Consider the following 16,806-nt stretch of genomic DNA (forward strand, 5'->3'; position numbering starts at 1 on the left):
GTTCCGGCGGTAACGGCTCTGGTGGTAACGGTTCTGGCGGCAATGGTTCGGGCGGGAACGGTTCTGGTGGCAGTGGCTCTGGTGGCAACGGGTCTGGTGGCAAAGGGTCTGGTGGCAAGGGGTCTGGTGGCAAGGGCTCTGGGGGCAATGGCTCTAAAGGCGGTAATCGTGTTAAAGGCGATAGCAGTTCTCAAGGTGGTAATGGCTCTCAGGGCGGTAACCGTGTTAAAGGCGATAGCAGTGGAAACGGCTCTCAAGGTGGCAATGTAAAAGATAATGCGAAAAAACAAGGCGATAAGTTACCGAATACGGCAACACATTATCCTGCATCTATTTTAATGGGGCTTTCAACATTCCTAATTGGTATGTTACTATTTATTCGCCGTAAAAACGCAAAATAAAACACATCCTTCCACTAAAAAATACATGAAATAAATTGTAAAAACTAAAAGGACTTTAGGTTGCATTTTATTATGCAGCCTAAAGTCCTTTTTATCACCTATCAGAAGGATTATTAATACGCTTTTCCCCAATACACCATTTGTTTAGCTTCTTTACCACAACAAATACATTCGTCAGCTAAATGCTCTTGCTCAAAAGGCATACAACGTGAAGATACTCCAACTTCTTCTTTTAGTTTCTCTTCACAAGCTAATTCTCCGCACCACATTGCCTTAATAAATCCTTGCTTTTCATCAGCTACTTGTTTCATCTCTTCAAAATTCGTCGCACTATACGTATTCTCATCGCGAAATACTTTTGCCTTATTAAATAAAGAGTCATGAATTTCCTCAAGTAGTGCTGGAATACGTTCTTCTAATTGATCCATTGATATAAATTCTTTTTCTTTCGTATCTCTTCTTACAAGTACAACTTGATTCTTTTCAATATCTTTAGGCCCAACTTCTAATCGAATTGGAATGCCCTTCATTTCATACTCATTAAATTTCCAGCCCGGTGTTTTATTACTAGCATCTATTTTCACGCGTGCAACTTTTTGAATATGTCCTTGTAACTCTGTTGCTTTCGCTAAAACTCCTTCTTTATGCTGAGCAATTGGTACGATAACAACTTGCACTGGAGCAACTTTTGGTGGCATTACAAGTCCATTATTATCGCTATGAACCATAATTAGCCCACCTATCATTCTTGTTGATACACCCCAAGATGTTTGGTGTACATATTGCCACTTACCGTTACGATCTAAAAATTTAATATCAAATGCTTCAGAGAAATTCGTTCCAAAGTTATGGGATGTTCCTGTTTGAAGTGCTTTCCCATCATGCATTAAGCTTTCAATTGTATAAGTTGCCTTTGCTCCAGCAAACTTCTCTTTTTCTGTTTTTTGTCCTTTAATAACTGGTATCGCTAAATAATCCTCACAGAAAGAAGCATATAAGTTTAAAATATTTAATGTTTCAGCCTGCGATTCTTCTGCTGTTTCATGGATTGTATGACCCTCTTGCCATAAAAATTCTGTCGTACGAAGGAATGGCCTAGTTGTCTTCTCCCAACGAACTACTGAACACCACTGGTTGTATAATTTTGGCAAATCATTATAGGATTGCACAATTTTTGAAAAATGCTCACAGAATAAAGTTTCAGATGTAGGACGTACACAAAGTCTTTCCGCTAACTTTTCATCTCCGCCATGCGTAACCCATGCTACTTCAGGAGCAAACCCTTCAACATGATCCTTCTCTTTTTGCAATAAACTCTCTGGGATAAACATTGGCATATATACATTTTCATGGCCAGTTTCTTTTAGCTTCTCATCCATCACCTTCTGCATATTCTCCCATAAGGCATAACCATATGGACGTAAAATCATGCACCCTTTTACACTTGAATAATCAACCAGTTCGGCTTTTTTTACAATATCGGTATACCACTGCGCAAAGTCCTCTTCCATCTTCGTAATGGCTTGCACTTGTTCTTTTGCCATAGTCAGTCTTCCTCCTTCTAGAAAATACAAAAAAGCCCGCGTCCCTAAATAGGGACCGAGCTTTGCCGGCGTTACCACCCTGATTCATACACAAAAATTGTATATGCTCTCTTCTTGATAACGGGAAATTCCCGCTGCATATGCAGAACTCAAAGGCAGGTTCCATATTGCCTTTTTAAGAATCTTTCAGCCTGGCGGATTCTCTCTCTGCTAAAAAGGTTGAACATGTACTAGTCCTTTTTCATCGTTATAACGAAATAAATTTGTTGATTATCATAATACAAATTCTTTTTTAAAACAATAGCTAATTTTCTTATTATTATATATTCTTTTCGTTTTTTGCAGTTTTATACGTAGCTTTTTCGAGAGATTTTTACAAGTTGATGTGCAATCATACCGATAAGTGTCCCTAGTAGAACGAAGAAACCAATAAATCCATATCCCATTCCTTCCCACCCACCAATAACCATCATTGTAACGGGAAAGGACGCTAAGCAAAGAAGTATTAAACTAAGTGCAAATATAATATCGAACTGTTTATCTGGAAACCGTTTCTTTAGTAAATATGAAATAGCAAATACAAGGATAATCGTGATTCCGCCAATGATGTAAAAGATACCAAATCCATCTAACCAATCCATAGTGTTTCCTCCTTCCATAGATTCCCTTATACTTAATTATATGTTTATTTTTTCTGAAAATAAATAATGAATTTCCACCTAAAAATATATTTTTATTACTAGGTATTAATAGTAATATATAAGAATAGGTTTTATATAATCAGGAGGGAACTTTATGGATAAAGCATTAACAAACCACGTCATTATTTTATCATTCGACTGTTTATCAGCTTTAGATTTTCCTATACTACAAAAACTACCTCATTTCCAATCTCTAATAAAAAAGGGCACGGTTGTCGAAAAAGTAGAACCAATTTATCCTTCTGTAACATATCCAAGCCACTCAACAATCGTAACCGGTAATTACCCTAACAAGCACGGTGTTGTTAGCAATACGTTACTTCAACCAGGGCGTGAATCACCTGATTGGCATTGGTACCGAAAATCGATAAAAGGAACAACATTGTATGATGAAGCACGTAAAGCAAATTTAACGACAGCTGCCCTTCTATGGCCTGTTACTGGGAGAGCAAACATTGATTACAATTTACCAGAAATTTTCCCCAATAGACCGTGGCAAAATCAAGTGTTAGTTTCCTTATTTAGCGGTAGCCCACTATACCAATTAGATTTAAATCGTCGTTTCGGCCATATAAGAAATGGTTTATCACAACCAGAGCTGGATGGTTTCGTCCTCGCCTCTGCTGTACACACCATTCAGACGAAAAAGCCTAATGTTATGTTCGTACATTTCACTGATTTAGACACGCAAAGACATTATCATGGCTTTGAATCTAACGAAACAATAGCTGCAATTCATAGACATGATGAGCGGCTAGGGAAAATTATTCAAACTTTAAAAGACAGTGATCTATACGAAGAAAGTACAATTATTGCCCTTGGTGATCATAGCGCTTTAAGTGAAAACAAATCCATCCAATTAAATGTGCTATTCCATCAAAGAGGACTTATATCTCTTAATAAAAAAGGCAAATTAGTAGACTGGAAAGCCTATTGCCAAAGTTGTGATGGCTCTGCCTATGTATATGTGAAAGACAAAAATGATACGGATACAATTCGAGAAGTACAACTACTCCTTGAAGAACTGCTGCAAAATAAACAGAATGGAATTGAATTTATACTTCATGATGAAGCTGCGAAAGACCGCGGTGCAGATGGTAATTGTTTATTTATGTTAGAAGCACAAGAGGGTTATTATTTCACTGAAAACTATACAGGAGATTTTATAAAAGAAATTACTGAAAAAGATGTTACGCCTAGTAAAAAATATACATTTGGTACGCATGGATACTCTCCAACAAAACCTAACTATGAAACAATTTTTATCGCTGCTGGGAAAGGAATAAAAAGCGGCGTTACCGTCCCGTACATGAGGCTTATTGATGAAGGTCCAACTATCGCTAGACTACTCGGTTTACACTTAGGTGAAACAGACGGAGCAATTGTAGAGGATTTACTCCAATTGTAAAGAACTGTGTATATATGTAAAAGTTATGTAAAATTCATCACTGTTTCTCTTTTTATAATTTTTATTTTTGTACACTGTTAGTAAAACAAATTTAAGGGGGAACATTATATGAAAAAAATGTCCAGACAAGAAAAAAGCTGGATATTATACGATTGGGCGAACTCGGTATATTCGCTCGTCATTACAACTGCATTATTTCCAATTTACTTTAAAGCAGCTGCAAAAGAAGCTGGACTATCCGGGGCAACTTCAACAGCATATTGGGGATATGCAAACTCGTTCGCTACACTTTTAATTTCTATACTTGCTCCTATTCTCGGCACAGTTGCTGATTATAAAGGATTTAAAAAACGATTTTTCACATTCTTCTTTGGACTCGGTATCGTATTTACAAGTATGTTAGCAGTCGTTCCAACATCTCAGTGGTACTTATTATTAGGATGCTATATGCTCGCCTTAGTCGGTTTTGCTGGAGCAAACATTTTTTATGATGCATTTTTAGTAGATGTCACTTCTGAAGATAGAATGGATCGAATTTCTACGCGAGGTTTCGCATTAGGCTATATTGGGAGTACTATTCCTTTCATCGGTTGTATCGCTCTTATTATTCTTTCTCAAAAAGGAACTATCCCTTTATCTGTTGGTATTGCTAGTCAAATTTCATTTGCGATAACAGCTCTTTGGTGGGGGTTATTTACGATTCCAATGCTAAAAAACGTAGAGCAAAAGCACTATATTGAACGTCACCCTAGACCAATTACAATGAGCTTCAAACGCCTTGCTGCTACTTTTAAAAATATTAAAGAATATAAAACTGTATTCATGTTCCTAATCGCTTACTTTTTCTATATTGATGGGGTCGATACAATTATTACCATGTCCACCGCTTACGGAACAGATCTCGGTATCAGTGCAACTAATCTATTAATCATATTATTTGTAACACAAATTGTCGCTTGTCCATTTGCTTTATTATATGGAAAATTATCAGCAACATTTACAGGTAAAAAAATGCTATATGTCGGTATCATTATTTATATCATCATTTGCATATATGCTTATTTCTTAAAAACGACACTTGATTTTTGGATTTTAGCAATGTTAGTTGCTACATCTCAAGGTGGTATTCAAGCACTAAGTCGTTCATACTTTGCAAAACTAGTACCAAAAGAATCTGCTAATGAATTCTTCGGATTTTATAATATCTTTGGTAAGTTTGCCGCAATTATGGGCCCGGTATTAGTCGGTGTTACAACGCAATTAACAGGAAAAACAAACGCTGGTGTTCTTAGTATTATTGTTCTGTTTATTATCGGTGGATTCTTATTAACTAGAGTTCCAGAAAATAATACATCCGTTACACCACCTAGTCCAAAGACTAAAACGCTATAAGAAAAGATCCTCTTCTCATGAGAAGAGGATCTTTTTTATTTTTAACGGTGCGCCTTATAATAAACGACTCTACTGCTTGTACAAAAATAATTTATCAACAGTTGTTCCTAATACTTCAGCTAAACGGAATGCTAACGCTAAGCTTGGATCATATTTATTATTCTCAATTGCATTTATCGTCTGTCTAGAAACCTTGCATTTATCAGCTAATGCGCCTTGTGAAATATTATTTTCAGTGCGTAATTCATAGATTTGATTTTTCACACCATTGCTCCTAACCTGTAAAATCGTTTTTACAACATCAGTATATAATTGGCTCATATAGTTGTCAAAAGTTCCTCAAAGAAAAAGGGAGCAATTTTGCTCCCTTAAAATAGTTATTTCGAAGCTAACGAATTTGTTAGTTTCTCTTTATTAACGACATCTTCTTTCTTTATTTGCATGCGTAGAACTGGCCCTATCGCTAATAAAACAAGTGCCATTGCTATACAAAACACAATAACTAGTGAAGTTAGTTCCTTTAATCCTCCAGCTAGTGAAGTTCCAATTAGCATTGCCCCCATAAACAGTGGTAAAATCGTCCCGTTTACTCTTCCAACCATATTTTCTGGTACAAGTTGAATCATAAGCGTACCGACAACGATATTAACACAAGCTAAACAAATACCTGTTCCAAATCTCATGAAACTAGTAATCCAAAATGATGTAGATAGCCCTTCTACTAAAAATGACATCGCTAATATGCTCATACCGAATACGAACATCTTTTTCGGATTCACTTTTGAAGCGAAAACTGCAGCAACAATACCACCGATTAACATACCTATTCCGTCAGCTGCTGCTAAATATTGAACTGCTTCCTTTTCCATTCCAAGGCGTTCTATTACAAGAAACACCTCTAATGGATTTGTTAATCCAACAGCTAAACCCATAATTGTAAAAGTGATCGTAATCATACGTAAATTTTTCGTGTGAAGAACGTATTTCCATCCTTCTTTTATATCATTTTTTAATGAATCTCTTGCCACTTTCTCTTTTTCAACCCATTTTGGTAAAAATGAAAGGGCGATAGCAGATAACAAAAATAAAATGATTAAGCTATATAGTGACGTAAATAAACCAAGTTGTGTATACACAAGCGATCCTACCACTGGCCCAAAAATTAGAAATAATGACTGTAATGTTTGGTTAAATGCAATCGCATTTGCTACCTGTTCTTCTTTTACATAGCGCTTAAATATACGCGAAGATGAGGGCTGAGAAAACTGACCTACAATCGCGGAAATGAGTGTTGCAAAAAATATAGCCTGCCAATAATCCAGCTTTAACAACAGGACAATTCCTATAATAGACAGTACACTCAACACATCTCCAGCGACCATTGTTCTTTTCGGATTCCAGCGATCTGCTAATGCACCACCAATGAACGAGAAAATAAAGATAGGTGCATACTCCATGACAGATAATAGAGACACTGAAACTGGATCATTATTTGTCCGCTCCATTATGAAATATAAAAGAGCCATATTTCTGATCCAAATTGCAAATTGTTGTAAAATATCAGATGCCATAACGAGCATAAATGCTCGGTTTTTAAATAAAGCTTTCACTTTCATTCCCCTTCCATAAACCGACCGTTCGGTCTAATTTGTTTTGTAAGAAAAGCAACTGACTTATTATTCAGCTGCCATTCCTTTTAACAATACATCTATTGCCTTTTTATAAATACGTTTCAGCTCTTTATAATCTAACTCGTAGTAAAGTACTCCAAGCCCTGATAATAATCCGTTCACAATATACATAAGATCACGAGTATTATCTTCACGGAACTCTCCAGACTGTATACCTGCTTCAATTAATTTCTCAAACATAACATATGATTCTCTAGTTAAAGCTAACAGTTCATCCAGAATCTCTTTACTTACAACTTGGCTCATAGAGAATTCCTCTATTGCATTTGAAATTGGTTGCTGTATGTCCTCTACATGATATTCCGCGAGACCATATAGTTTTTCAGTACTAGTACTATACAACTTCTCTTTTTCATTCCATTTTTCAACCCAATCATACGTATGCTGTTTCACTACAAATAAAAATAATTCTTCTTTACTTTTAAAGTGATAATAAATACTTCCTTTACTTCGCTCTGTAATTTCACAAATCTCTTCCATAGATGTAGCTGCGTAGCCCTTCTGTGAAAATAGACTTTCTGCTTTATATGCAATTTCTTTCTTTATCTCTTCTGCGCTTCTTCTCATATTCACACCTCTTTAAACCGACCGTTCAGTCTAATAATAACAAATCAAAAACCTCTATCGCAAGAGGATATATTCCTTATTTAAGAAAACGTACTTTCAAACCAAGTTCGAATCATATGTATCGTTCCAAATTTAAATGCTAATTTAACAAGAAATACGCCTCCCGCAGCTAATAAAAATAACAATACTTTCCCCTTATTTTTCACTTTCGGTTCCCTTTTCATTTCCATTCCCCTTAGTATATTAAAAATATTAATCAAACGTTTGTTTAACTGTGTTTATGCAATATGTAAGCCAACTAATCAAACGTTTGTTTAAAAAGAAATACGCCTATATAAGGCGCATTTTCATCAATCACCGCCACCACCGCAGCTTCCTCCGCTATCTCCCCCAAAAGACCCTCCACAATCATGTGAGCCACCATCATGCGAGCTATCATTATCAGATCCAGCAAAGAAAAATAATGGTGATGAGCTGTTAGATGAATTATGAATGTTATTTTGTTTTGTAAGATTTACCTTCTTTTTGTTCGATCGAACTGCTGTTACGATTATTCCAACTACAACAAATAATAGTATGACGATAATAAATTCCATATAAAAGCCTCCCTTATTCCTCGAATAATTGAATGGTTCTCTCTAGATTTTCAAGTGAAATGAAGCGCGATTCTCGAAGGATCTCTTTTCCATTATAAAATAATAAAATTGTCGGTCCTGTAAATACGGCATATCGCCCCGCAATCTCTTGCATGTCTTGTAGTAATATCTCTATTTTCTCTACGTAATCATAATTCTCTAATACGCAATTTACTTTTCTTAGCATAACATCACAAACACCACAATTTTCCGTTTTAATAAACAGAAGTACCAATTGTTGTTCTTCGATATAGGTCGCTATTTCTTCTATCGTTTTAAATGTAGTCATCTTATCCCTCTTAGCGTAATTTACGAAATACTTTGTCTTGATACATACGAAAAGCTGAACTATCTTTAATCTTTCTCTTTTCCATTACCTGCTGAAAACGTAACGTTTTTATTGTTAACTCTTCTCGTAATTTCTTTCTCTCTTCTTCATCATAACAGCAGGCAATTAGATCCTCTATTTTTAATATATCTTTTTGTAGTTCCATCTCTGGTGGAATCATTCCCGCATTTTTTAAAATTTTATAACTCATTCTAAGTTCTGGAGGTACCATTGAAAAATCTTCTAATTGTAGTGGTTTTCCTTTTCCCGGAAGATAATCAAGATCACCATTCCGTATTGCTTGGCGAATTTTTTCTTCAGCAATGTTCAAAAACACATCCACACTATTCCCTCCTTTACATATTTTTACTATTGTTTCACATGATATTTCCTTATCTTTCTACGTCTTTAATAATTGGCTCCATACAATTTTTTCTCAAATTTATTTATAATGAGCTATTTCCTCCCATACCGACCTTTCGTTTTCATATATAGTTTGTATTCAAGCCTTTTTGTATTGAGAAAGTCTTTTTCAACTTAATAAAGCGTTTACACTAAATCTTACATTTGTTACGATTTAATCACCCCCAGCTCCCTTGTATAGACTTCGTGATGTCTGATCATTTTATCTAGACGTTTCATACGTCTAGATTCATTTTGATTTATTGGCGTATGCCTTTAAATATATCTTTTATTTTGAAAGGAGAAATGGCTATGAGGTCTCAAAAATTCACACTGCTATTACTATCTCTACTACTTTTCTTACCTCTTTTTCTCACAAATTTTATTACTCCAAATCTCGCATTAGCAGATTCACCAAAGCAAAGTCAAAAAATTGTTGGGTACTTTCCTTCGTGGGGCGTTTACGGACGTAATTATCAAGTTGCTGACATTGATGCATCAAAACTTACTCACCTTAACTATGCTTTCGCGGATATTTGTTGGAATGGAAAACATGGAAATCCTTCTACCCATCCGGATAATCCAAATAAACAAACGTGGAACTGTAAAGAATCTGGTGTACCATTGCAAAATAAAGAGGTTCCTAATGGTACTCTCGTACTCGGTGAACCATGGGCTGATGTTACCAAATCGTATCCTGGCTCAGGTACAACTTGGGAAGATTGCGATAAATATGCCCGTTGCGGAAATTTCGGAGAACTAAAACGATTAAAAGCTAAATATCCTCATTTAAAAACAATAATTTCTGTTGGTGGCTGGACTTGGTCTAACCGCTTTTCTGATATGGCCGCTGATGAAAAGACAAGAAAAGTATTTGCCGAATCTACAGTAGCTTTTCTTCGCGCATATGGATTTGATGGCGTAGATTTAGACTGGGAATATCCGGGCGTTGAAACAATTCCTGGTGGTAGTTATCGTCCTGAAGATAAACAAAATTTCACTCTTCTTCTTCAAGACGTCCGAAATGCTTTGAATAAAGCAGGTGCTGAAGATGGCAAACAATATTTACTAACAATCGCGTCAGGTGCAAGTCAACGCTACGCTGATCATACAGAGCTAAAGAAAATTTCTCAAATACTCGATTGGATTAATATTATGACATATGATTTCCACGGTGGATGGGAAGCTACTTCTAATCATAATGCAGCTCTATACAAGGATCCAAATGACCCAGCAGCAAATACGAATTTTTACGTAGATGGTGCTATAGACGTTTATACCAATGAAGGTGTTCCAGTGGATAAACTAGTATTAGGCGTACCTTTTTACGGACGTGGCTGGAAAAGTTGTGGAAAAGAAAATAACGGACAATATCAACCTTGCAAACCAGGTAGTGATGGGAAACTTGCTTCTAAAGGTACTTGGGATGATTATTCTACCGGTGACACAGGTGTGTATGATTACGGTGATTTAGCAGCCAATTACGTTAATAAAAATGGTTTTGTACGCTACTGGAATGACACAGCTAAAGTACCTTACTTATATAATGCGACTACAGGCACATTTATTAGCTACGATGACAATGAATCTATGAAATATAAAACAGACTATATAAAGACGAAGGGTTTAAGTGGAGCAATGTTTTGGGAACTAAGCGGGGATTGCCGTACAAGTCCAAAATATAGTTGTAGTGGTCCAAAATTACTTGATACGCTAGTAAAAGAATTACTTGGTGGACCTATTAGTCAAAAAGATACTGAGCCACCAACAAATGTTAAAAATATTGTAGTTACGAATAAAAATTCAAGCTCAGTTCAATTAAGTTGGACTGCATCCACTGATAACGTAGGCGTTACTGAATACGAAATTACTGCCGGAGAAGAAAAATGGAGTGCAACAACAAATAGCATTACAATTAAAAACTTAAAACCTAATACGGAATACACATTTTCAGTAATTGCCAAAGATGCTACTGGAAATAAATCACAACCTACCGCTCTTACTGTCAAAACAGATGAAGCTAATACGACACCTCCTGATGGAAATGGCACTGCTACATTTTCAGTCACTTCGAATTGGGGCAGCGGTTATAACTTCTCGATTATAATCAAAAATAATGGAACGACCCCTATTAAAAATTGGAAATTAGAATTTGATTATAGCGGCAATTTAACACAAGTTTGGGATTCTAAAATTAATAGTAAAACAAATAATCATTATGTAATTACGAACGCAGGATGGAATGGCGAAATTCCTCCTGGCGGATCTATTACAATTGGTGGTGCAGGAACAGGTAATCCTGCCGAACTTTTAAATGCCGTCATTAGCGAAAACTAGACGTAATATCCATTAATTATTTCACTAAAGTTTGAATTTAGGTTTGAGCAATACCTCCTAAATTCAAACTTTTAATTTTATGAAAAATAAAAAGCATCACAATAACCTATTATAATTAATTTCTAATATGAAGTTGATATGAAGTTAATTTGAATTTTACATGAATTTCCTTTAATTTCTATTGTCTTCCTATAATATCCACATTATTCTTTACATATAGGAATTATTTTCATTCCACTTTGAACTATCTATATATATAAAGAAAGATAGTCACCTGTTAGGGAAAGGCTTTCGTATTATTATAAATATAACAAAAGAAAAAGCACGCTTATAAGCGCACCATAAGAGTGCTTCTTCATACAATTCTCATGTAAGAGTTCTCGAAAATCATGTTAATCACAAAGAAAAGACATTAGCTCATAAAAGCTAATGTCTTTTCTTTATTCATATTGTTCAGCATTCCACTCTTCTATATTCCATACTTTTGTTATCCACGATTCATAGAAAGAAGGTTCATGTGAGACAATTAAAACCGTTCCTTTATATTGTTGTAACGCTTCTTTTAAAGCCATCTTAGTTTCTACATCCAAATGATTAGTCGGTTCGTCTAAAATTAAAACATTGCTTTTCGTTGCGATGAGTTCACATAAACGCACTTTCGTTTGCTCTCCACCGCTTAATAAACGAATAGGTTTTAATACGTGTTCTTCTTTCAATCCACACTTCGCTAATACTTGGCGCACTTCTTTCTTTGTCATATCTGGTCGTTCTGCCCAAACTTTCTCTAACGGTGTTATTTCTGAAGCAAACTCTTCCTGTGCAAAATAAGCAGGATTTACTCGTTCCCCAACAAAAATTGAACCGCTTAGCGGCTTTATTTGACCTAATAACGTCTTTAACATTGTCGTTTTTCCAATACCGTTATGACCAACAACAGCTATCTTTTCTCCTTTTTTCACTTGTAAATTCAAGCCTGGAAATAACGGCTCACTATAACCCACTCTTAGTTTCTCAGCCTGTAATATACGACTTACTGGTTCATTATAAACAGTAAAAGCAAAACGGGACCGAGGTATATTATTAACCTTTTCAACCCTTTGCATTTTCTCCAATACTTTCTCTCGACTTTTTGCCTGTTTTGCTTTTCGAATCTTATTTTTTTGAATAAATGTTTCTAACTGAGCAATTTCTTTTTGTTGTTTCACATACGCCGATTGTAATTGTTTCCTTTGTACTTGGTAACTTTGTAAAAACTTTTCATAATCCCCTACATATCGCTTAACTTTTCGTTCTTCTAGATGGTAAATGACATTCGTAATATTGTTCAAAAATACTTCATCATGCGAAATGATAATATAAGCTTTTTCGTACAGTTTCAAGTACGATTGCAACCATTCTATATGTGCTGTATCTAAATAGTTCGTTGGTTCATCTAGCAATAAAACATCAGCTTTTTCTAGAAGAAGCTTTCCTAGTAATAACTTTGTCCGCTGTCCTCCACTTAACTTTAAAACATCCTTTTCCAATCCTATTTCAAACAGCCCTAAACCAATTGCCACTTCTTCAATTTCTGTATGAATTTGATAGAAATTAGAGTTTTCCAATATAGTTTGTAACTCTCCATACCTTACTAACAATTTTTCTACTTCTACTACTTCAGCCATCTCTTCTGCAATTTTTAACATTTCGTATTCAATCGCATACAAGTTAGAAAATGCACTTTGCAAGTATCCTTCAATTGTTATCCCTTCTTGTAAATCTATATGCTGCTGCAAAAATCCAACCTTTACATGTGGAAACCATTCAATGTTCCCATCATCATGTATAAGTTCTCCTGTTAAAATTCTTAGCAGTGTTGATTTTCCAATCCCATTTTTCCCTACTAACCCAACATGCTCCCCCTTTAATAATCGAAAGCATGCATTATATAAGATGGTTTTCTCACCATACGAATGACTTAAATTTTCTACTGTTAATATACTCATTTTTTTCTCTCCTTTACTTATCGTCCATAAGCTAAATAGAGAGACCAACAGTATGAAGCCTTATTTAATTATGCATATAAAAATGGGTAAGGTGAATACACCTTACCCATTACATATTATCGTAAAAAAGGATTAAGGTTCTTTACCTGCTGTCTTCAATTTAGCTTAATCTTAAAAAATGGGCAGACTTCTCCCATATCAAGCTAAAACCATTTGAAGAACAGTTGATAAAGTCATTTTATCCTTTCACTCCTTTAACATTTGTTATATTAAGAGTATAAACTACTCTGTTATATTCTATTCTCTATTTTCCCTTTTGTTCCTTCTCCATCTTTTCATATTCTAAAAAAAGCCTCTTAACAGTAATTATACTAAAAACTGTTAAAAGGCTTTTTCTATTTTTTCATATAAGGAGCTAACACACTTAAAATCTCTTCTTTATCCTTTTTTAATTCGAGTGATGTTAACATATCCATCGTTCTCAGTCTAGGTAATTTCACTTGTACCTCGCCAACTATTGACGCTGGTCTTTGAGATAAAATAAATACGCGATCTGAAAGCAAGATTGCCTCATCTAAGTCATGTGTAACCATAACGATTGTTTGCTTCTCTTGATGCCAAGAGTTTAAAAGCCAGCTATGTACTTCCATTTTTGTAAATGCATCTAACTTTCCAAAAGGCTCATCAAGCAGCATAATTGGCTTTTCACATAAATATGTGCGCAGAAAACTAATTCTTTGACGCATACCACCAGACAATTCATCTGGATAATGGTCTGCATATTCATCTAGTTCGAACTGCTTTAATGCTTCCATTCCTTCTGTCAGCCTTTGTTTTTTCGGCTTTCCTTCAATTTCTAACGGAAGAACGATATTTTGCAAAGCTGATCGCCACGGTAGTAATAAATCTTGTTGTGGCATATAACTAACAACATCTTGCTCTTGTACTTGCTTATCTTTATACATTACGTTCCCGCTTGTTGGTTTTTCAACATTTGCAATCATGTTTAATAATGTGCTTTTCCCGCAACCACTCGGTCCTACAAAGGAAACAAACTCTCCCTCTTGTATAGAGGCACTAATATTCTCTAATACATTCTTTCCGTCGAAAGATTTCACTATATTTTTTATTTGTAATCCGCTCATTTTTCACTTGGAAGGAATTCATTTGTAAAAGCATCTTTTACATCGATTTTCTTTTTAATAACTTTGTTGTCATATAAGAAATTCATGTAATTCGTCCAAATTTCTTCCTTCTGTACTCCCCATGCTTTCGCATCATCTTGATACTTCGTACTTAACCATTTCTGGCTTTCTTGAACTAAATCTTTATTTACATCTGGAACAGCTTTAATTAGAATATCAGCAGCTTCTTTCGGTTCCTTAATTGCAAAATTATAACCTTCTGTTGTTGCACTCATAAACTTTTTCACAAAGTCTTTATCTTGCTTCGTATGTTTTTCACTCGTAATAATAACAGGACTATAGAAATCAAGCGCTGGATCTAAGTCCTTCACCATAATCGTATTTAACTCTTTTCCTTGGCGCTTCGCTTCAATACCATCCCAACCGTAATAAATCCATTCGAAATCTGCATCACGACCGATTGATTTAAAGAAATCTGTTTGTCCTAAGATGATTTTTTCAACTTTATTAAAATCAGCTTGATGCTTATCCATAATCGTCTTTAATGTCGCTTCTTCCGCTGGTCCTCCCCAGCCGCCATAACGTTTACCTTCAAAATCTTTCGGTGACGTCATATTATCTTTCTTAAGCGATGCAAACGCTGAAGTGTTATGCTGAATAATCGCTCCTACAGATACAACAGGAATTCCTTCCACACGAGCTAATGTTACATTTTCTTGTGCGCTTATTGCGAAGTCTGCTTTTCCTGATGCTATCATTTGCTCTGCTGTTACATTGTCACCTGGTTGAATAATTTCTACATCTAATCCTTGCTTTTTGTAATAATCTTTCGTTTGCGCTACATACAAGCCAGTATGATTCGTATTTGGAAACCAATCTAATACTACTTTTACTTTTTGATCTTTACTTGCACTTTCTTCTTTCTTCGCCGGATTACATCCAGCCACACCTACCGCTACTAAGGCAGCTAACATAACTTTCAAACCTTTTTTCATTTTCTGCCGTCCTTTCTATATATCCATGGTGCTGTTATTCTTGCCATAAACTCTACGATAAAATACAGGCATAATGTCACTATAACGATGATTGCTGCAACACCAAATACTCGGGCAGTCAAAAAAGATTTTGTAGCCCTCGTAAGCATAACGCCTAATCCTTCACTTGCACCGAGCCATTCTCCGATAATTGCCCCCATTACGCTATATGTAACTGCAATTTTTAAGCCTGAGAAAAAGTATGGAAGCACTGCTGGAAATTTTACTTTCTGGTAAACTTGCCATTTTGTCGCCTTCATTGTTTGTAACAGCTTCAACATGTTTTTATCTACTGTTTGAAAACCTTCTAAAATACTAAGCGCAATTGGGAAGAAACAAACGAGTATTACGACCATTACTTTCGGCAACATCCCATATCCAAACCAAATAATAAATAGCGGTGCAAGTACAACAATTGGAATTGTTTGCGAAATAACGAGCAATGGATTTATTAAAATACGAAATAACGGTATAACGTCCATAATAATTGCGATGCTCGTCCCCAATAAAATTGCAAAGAATAGTCCAATTATAACTTCCTGCAGTGTTTGCATCGTATTTGGTAATAGTAAATCTTTCATCCCAATTAATTCTTGAACAATGGCAGAAGGCTTTGGTAAAATCCACGGTTCGATTTTAAATAATGAAACAGATCCTTCCCATATCGCAATGAGAAGGATAAGCCAAATAGTTGTAATAAGTTTAGATTGCTTCTGGTTTTGCATATTCATCACGGTACTTCCAAACCTTTTCATCTATCGTTACACCAGTGCTTGGACGATAATGGATTTTAATAGAAGTAATCACTTCTTCTGCTCCAGCATCGACGCAAGCTTGTTGTGCACGTTTAACGACATCAAGAAGTACATCTAATTCTCCTTCCAAAGTTGTTTCCATTGCCCCTACTTCATAACGAACTCCCGATTGTTGCACAACTTCAATTGCTTTATCGACAACAGAATATACATCTTTCGTTTTCGCTTGTGGTACTACTGAAAATGACATTGTAACTTGTTGTGACATAATAAAATCCCCCTTATAAAATTAGATTTCAAAAATAAGAAAAGGCTTTCCTACTGCGTAGGAAAGCCTTGTATGCAAGTTATTATAGAATAACATATGCTACATCACTTTAAGTAACTCCCTACGCTGGCATTATCCAGATCAGGTTGAGGGTCGATGTTTACTTACATCCTCTCAGCCAATTGGCTCCCCGGTCCTTAATTCGTTTTCATT

General features: G+C 35.5%; 18 protein-coding genes, 1 riboswitch and 1 other annotated feature. Of the genes, 4 read left to right on the forward strand and 14 right to left on the reverse strand.

Annotated features, from left to right (window positions below; translation table 11 throughout):
- Nucleotides 1-401, forward strand: a 401-nt coding sequence (locus MR167_RS14275; RefSeq protein WP_242314862.1) for an LPXTG cell wall anchor domain-containing protein, incomplete at its 5' end; no start/stop codon positions are given.
- Between the two features lie 113 nt (nt 402-514).
- Here the strand turns inward: MR167_RS14275 and proS are convergent.
- Together proS and MR167_RS14285 are read right to left on the reverse strand one after the other, a co-directional pair.
- Complete coding sequence (gene proS / locus MR167_RS14280; RefSeq protein WP_001040982.1) at nt 515-1,945, reverse strand: proline--tRNA ligase; 1,431 nt, start codon at nt 1,943-1,945, stop codon at nt 515-517.
- 47 nt (nt 1,946-1,992) lie between these two features.
- Nucleotides 1,993-2,199 (reverse strand) — a binding site (T-box leader).
- 93 nt (nt 2,200-2,292) lie between these two features.
- Nucleotides 2,293-2,586: a YesK-like family protein gene (locus tag MR167_RS14285; protein WP_000383852.1), complete on the reverse strand. Its 294-nt coding sequence runs from the start codon at nt 2,584-2,586 to the stop codon at nt 2,293-2,295.
- Between the two features lie 154 nt (nt 2,587-2,740).
- Here MR167_RS14285 and MR167_RS14290 point away from each other — a divergent pair, with 154 nt between their 5' ends.
- Together MR167_RS14290 and MR167_RS14295 are read left to right on the forward strand one after the other, a co-directional pair.
- A complete protein-coding gene (locus tag MR167_RS14290; protein ID WP_242314863.1) occupies nt 2,741-4,054 on the forward strand; it encodes an alkaline phosphatase family protein in 1,314 nt (437 codons plus the stop codon).
- A 108-nt stretch (nt 4,055-4,162) separates the two neighbouring features.
- A complete protein-coding gene (locus MR167_RS14295; protein WP_016078592.1) occupies nt 4,163-5,446 on the forward strand; it encodes an MFS transporter in 1,284 nt (427 codons plus the stop codon).
- Between the two features lie 69 nt (nt 5,447-5,515).
- Here the strand turns inward: MR167_RS14295 and MR167_RS14300 are convergent, their stop codons facing one another.
- The 7 genes from MR167_RS14300 to MR167_RS14330 all read right to left on the reverse strand — a co-directional run bounded on the left by MR167_RS14300 (nt 5,516) and on the right by MR167_RS14330 (nt 9,010).
- Nucleotides 5,516-5,767, reverse strand: coding sequence for a helix-turn-helix transcriptional regulator (locus tag MR167_RS14300; RefSeq protein ID WP_002023181.1), 252 nt, complete (start codon nt 5,765-5,767; stop codon nt 5,516-5,518).
- Nucleotides 5,768-5,823: 56 nt separating this feature from the next.
- Nucleotides 5,824-7,056 carry an MFS transporter gene (locus MR167_RS14305; protein ID WP_242314865.1) on the reverse strand — a complete coding sequence of 411 codons (1,233 nt, stop codon included), beginning with the start codon at nt 7,054-7,056 and terminating at the stop codon, nt 5,824-5,826.
- 66 nt (nt 7,057-7,122) lie between these two features.
- The gene (locus MR167_RS14310; protein WP_001254448.1) at nt 7,123-7,704 is read right to left on the reverse strand and encodes a TetR/AcrR family transcriptional regulator; all 582 of its coding nucleotides are present in this window, start codon (nt 7,702-7,704) and stop codon (nt 7,123-7,125) included.
- Between the two features lie 80 nt (nt 7,705-7,784).
- A complete protein-coding gene (locus MR167_RS14315; RefSeq protein WP_242314867.1) occupies nt 7,785-7,928 on the reverse strand; it encodes a histidine kinase in 144 nt (47 codons plus the stop codon).
- 126 nt (nt 7,929-8,054) lie between these two features.
- Complete coding sequence (locus tag MR167_RS14320) at nt 8,055-8,300, reverse strand: hypothetical protein (RefSeq protein WP_000394364.1); 246 nt, start codon at nt 8,298-8,300, stop codon at nt 8,055-8,057.
- 13 nt (nt 8,301-8,313) lie between these two features.
- On the reverse strand, nt 8,314-8,628 hold the full coding sequence (locus MR167_RS14325; protein WP_000206513.1) for a thioredoxin family protein: 315 nt from the start codon (nt 8,626-8,628) through the stop codon (nt 8,314-8,316).
- Between the two features lie 10 nt (nt 8,629-8,638).
- The gene (locus tag MR167_RS14330; protein WP_000382370.1) at nt 8,639-9,010 is read right to left on the reverse strand and encodes a DnaJ family domain-containing protein; all 372 of its coding nucleotides are present in this window, start codon (nt 9,008-9,010) and stop codon (nt 8,639-8,641) included.
- A gap of 371 nt (nt 9,011-9,381) precedes the next feature.
- On the opposite strand from MR167_RS14330, the gene MR167_RS14335 reads away from it, so the two are divergent.
- Complete coding sequence (locus tag MR167_RS14335; protein ID WP_016097644.1) at nt 9,382-11,406, forward strand: glycosyl hydrolase family 18 protein; 2,025 nt, start codon at nt 9,382-9,384, stop codon at nt 11,404-11,406.
- Nucleotides 11,407-11,846: 440 nt separating this feature from the next.
- Here the strand turns inward: MR167_RS14335 and MR167_RS14340 are convergent, their stop codons facing one another.
- The 5 genes from MR167_RS14340 to MR167_RS14360 form a co-directional block, all read right to left on the reverse strand.
- Nucleotides 11,847-13,391 (reverse strand): ABC-F family ATP-binding cassette domain-containing protein, encoded by a 1,545-nt coding sequence (locus MR167_RS14340; protein WP_242314869.1) that lies wholly within the window; start codon nt 13,389-13,391, stop codon nt 11,847-11,849.
- Between the two features lie 395 nt (nt 13,392-13,786).
- Nucleotides 13,787-14,536, reverse strand: coding sequence for an ABC transporter ATP-binding protein (locus MR167_RS14345; protein WP_242314870.1), 750 nt, complete (start codon nt 14,534-14,536; stop codon nt 13,787-13,789).
- Entirely contained in the window at nt 14,533-15,531 is a 999-nt protein-coding gene (locus tag MR167_RS14350; protein WP_000715573.1) for an ABC transporter substrate-binding protein, read from the reverse strand. The genes MR167_RS14345 and MR167_RS14350 overlap by 4 nt, the downstream gene beginning before the upstream one ends.
- Nucleotides 15,528-16,301 (reverse strand): ABC transporter permease, encoded by a 774-nt coding sequence (locus tag MR167_RS14355; RefSeq protein WP_001057164.1) that lies wholly within the window; start codon nt 16,299-16,301, stop codon nt 15,528-15,530. Before MR167_RS14355 ends, MR167_RS14350 begins: the two co-directional genes overlap by 4 nt.
- The gene (locus MR167_RS14360) at nt 16,273-16,593 is read right to left on the reverse strand and encodes an MTH1187 family thiamine-binding protein (protein WP_000082906.1); all 321 of its coding nucleotides are present in this window, start codon (nt 16,591-16,593) and stop codon (nt 16,273-16,275) included. Before MR167_RS14360 ends, MR167_RS14355 begins: the two co-directional genes overlap by 29 nt.
- Nucleotides 16,594-16,694: 101 nt before the next feature.
- Nucleotides 16,695-16,796, reverse strand: a riboswitch (TPP riboswitch).
- Nucleotides 16,797-16,806: the final 10 nt, after the last annotated feature.

The organism is Bacillus cereus group sp. BfR-BA-01355, assembly GCF_022663675.1.
In the GTDB taxonomy this organism is placed as follows: domain Bacteria; phylum Bacillota; class Bacilli; order Bacillales; family Bacillaceae_G; genus Bacillus_A; species Bacillus_A thuringiensis_S.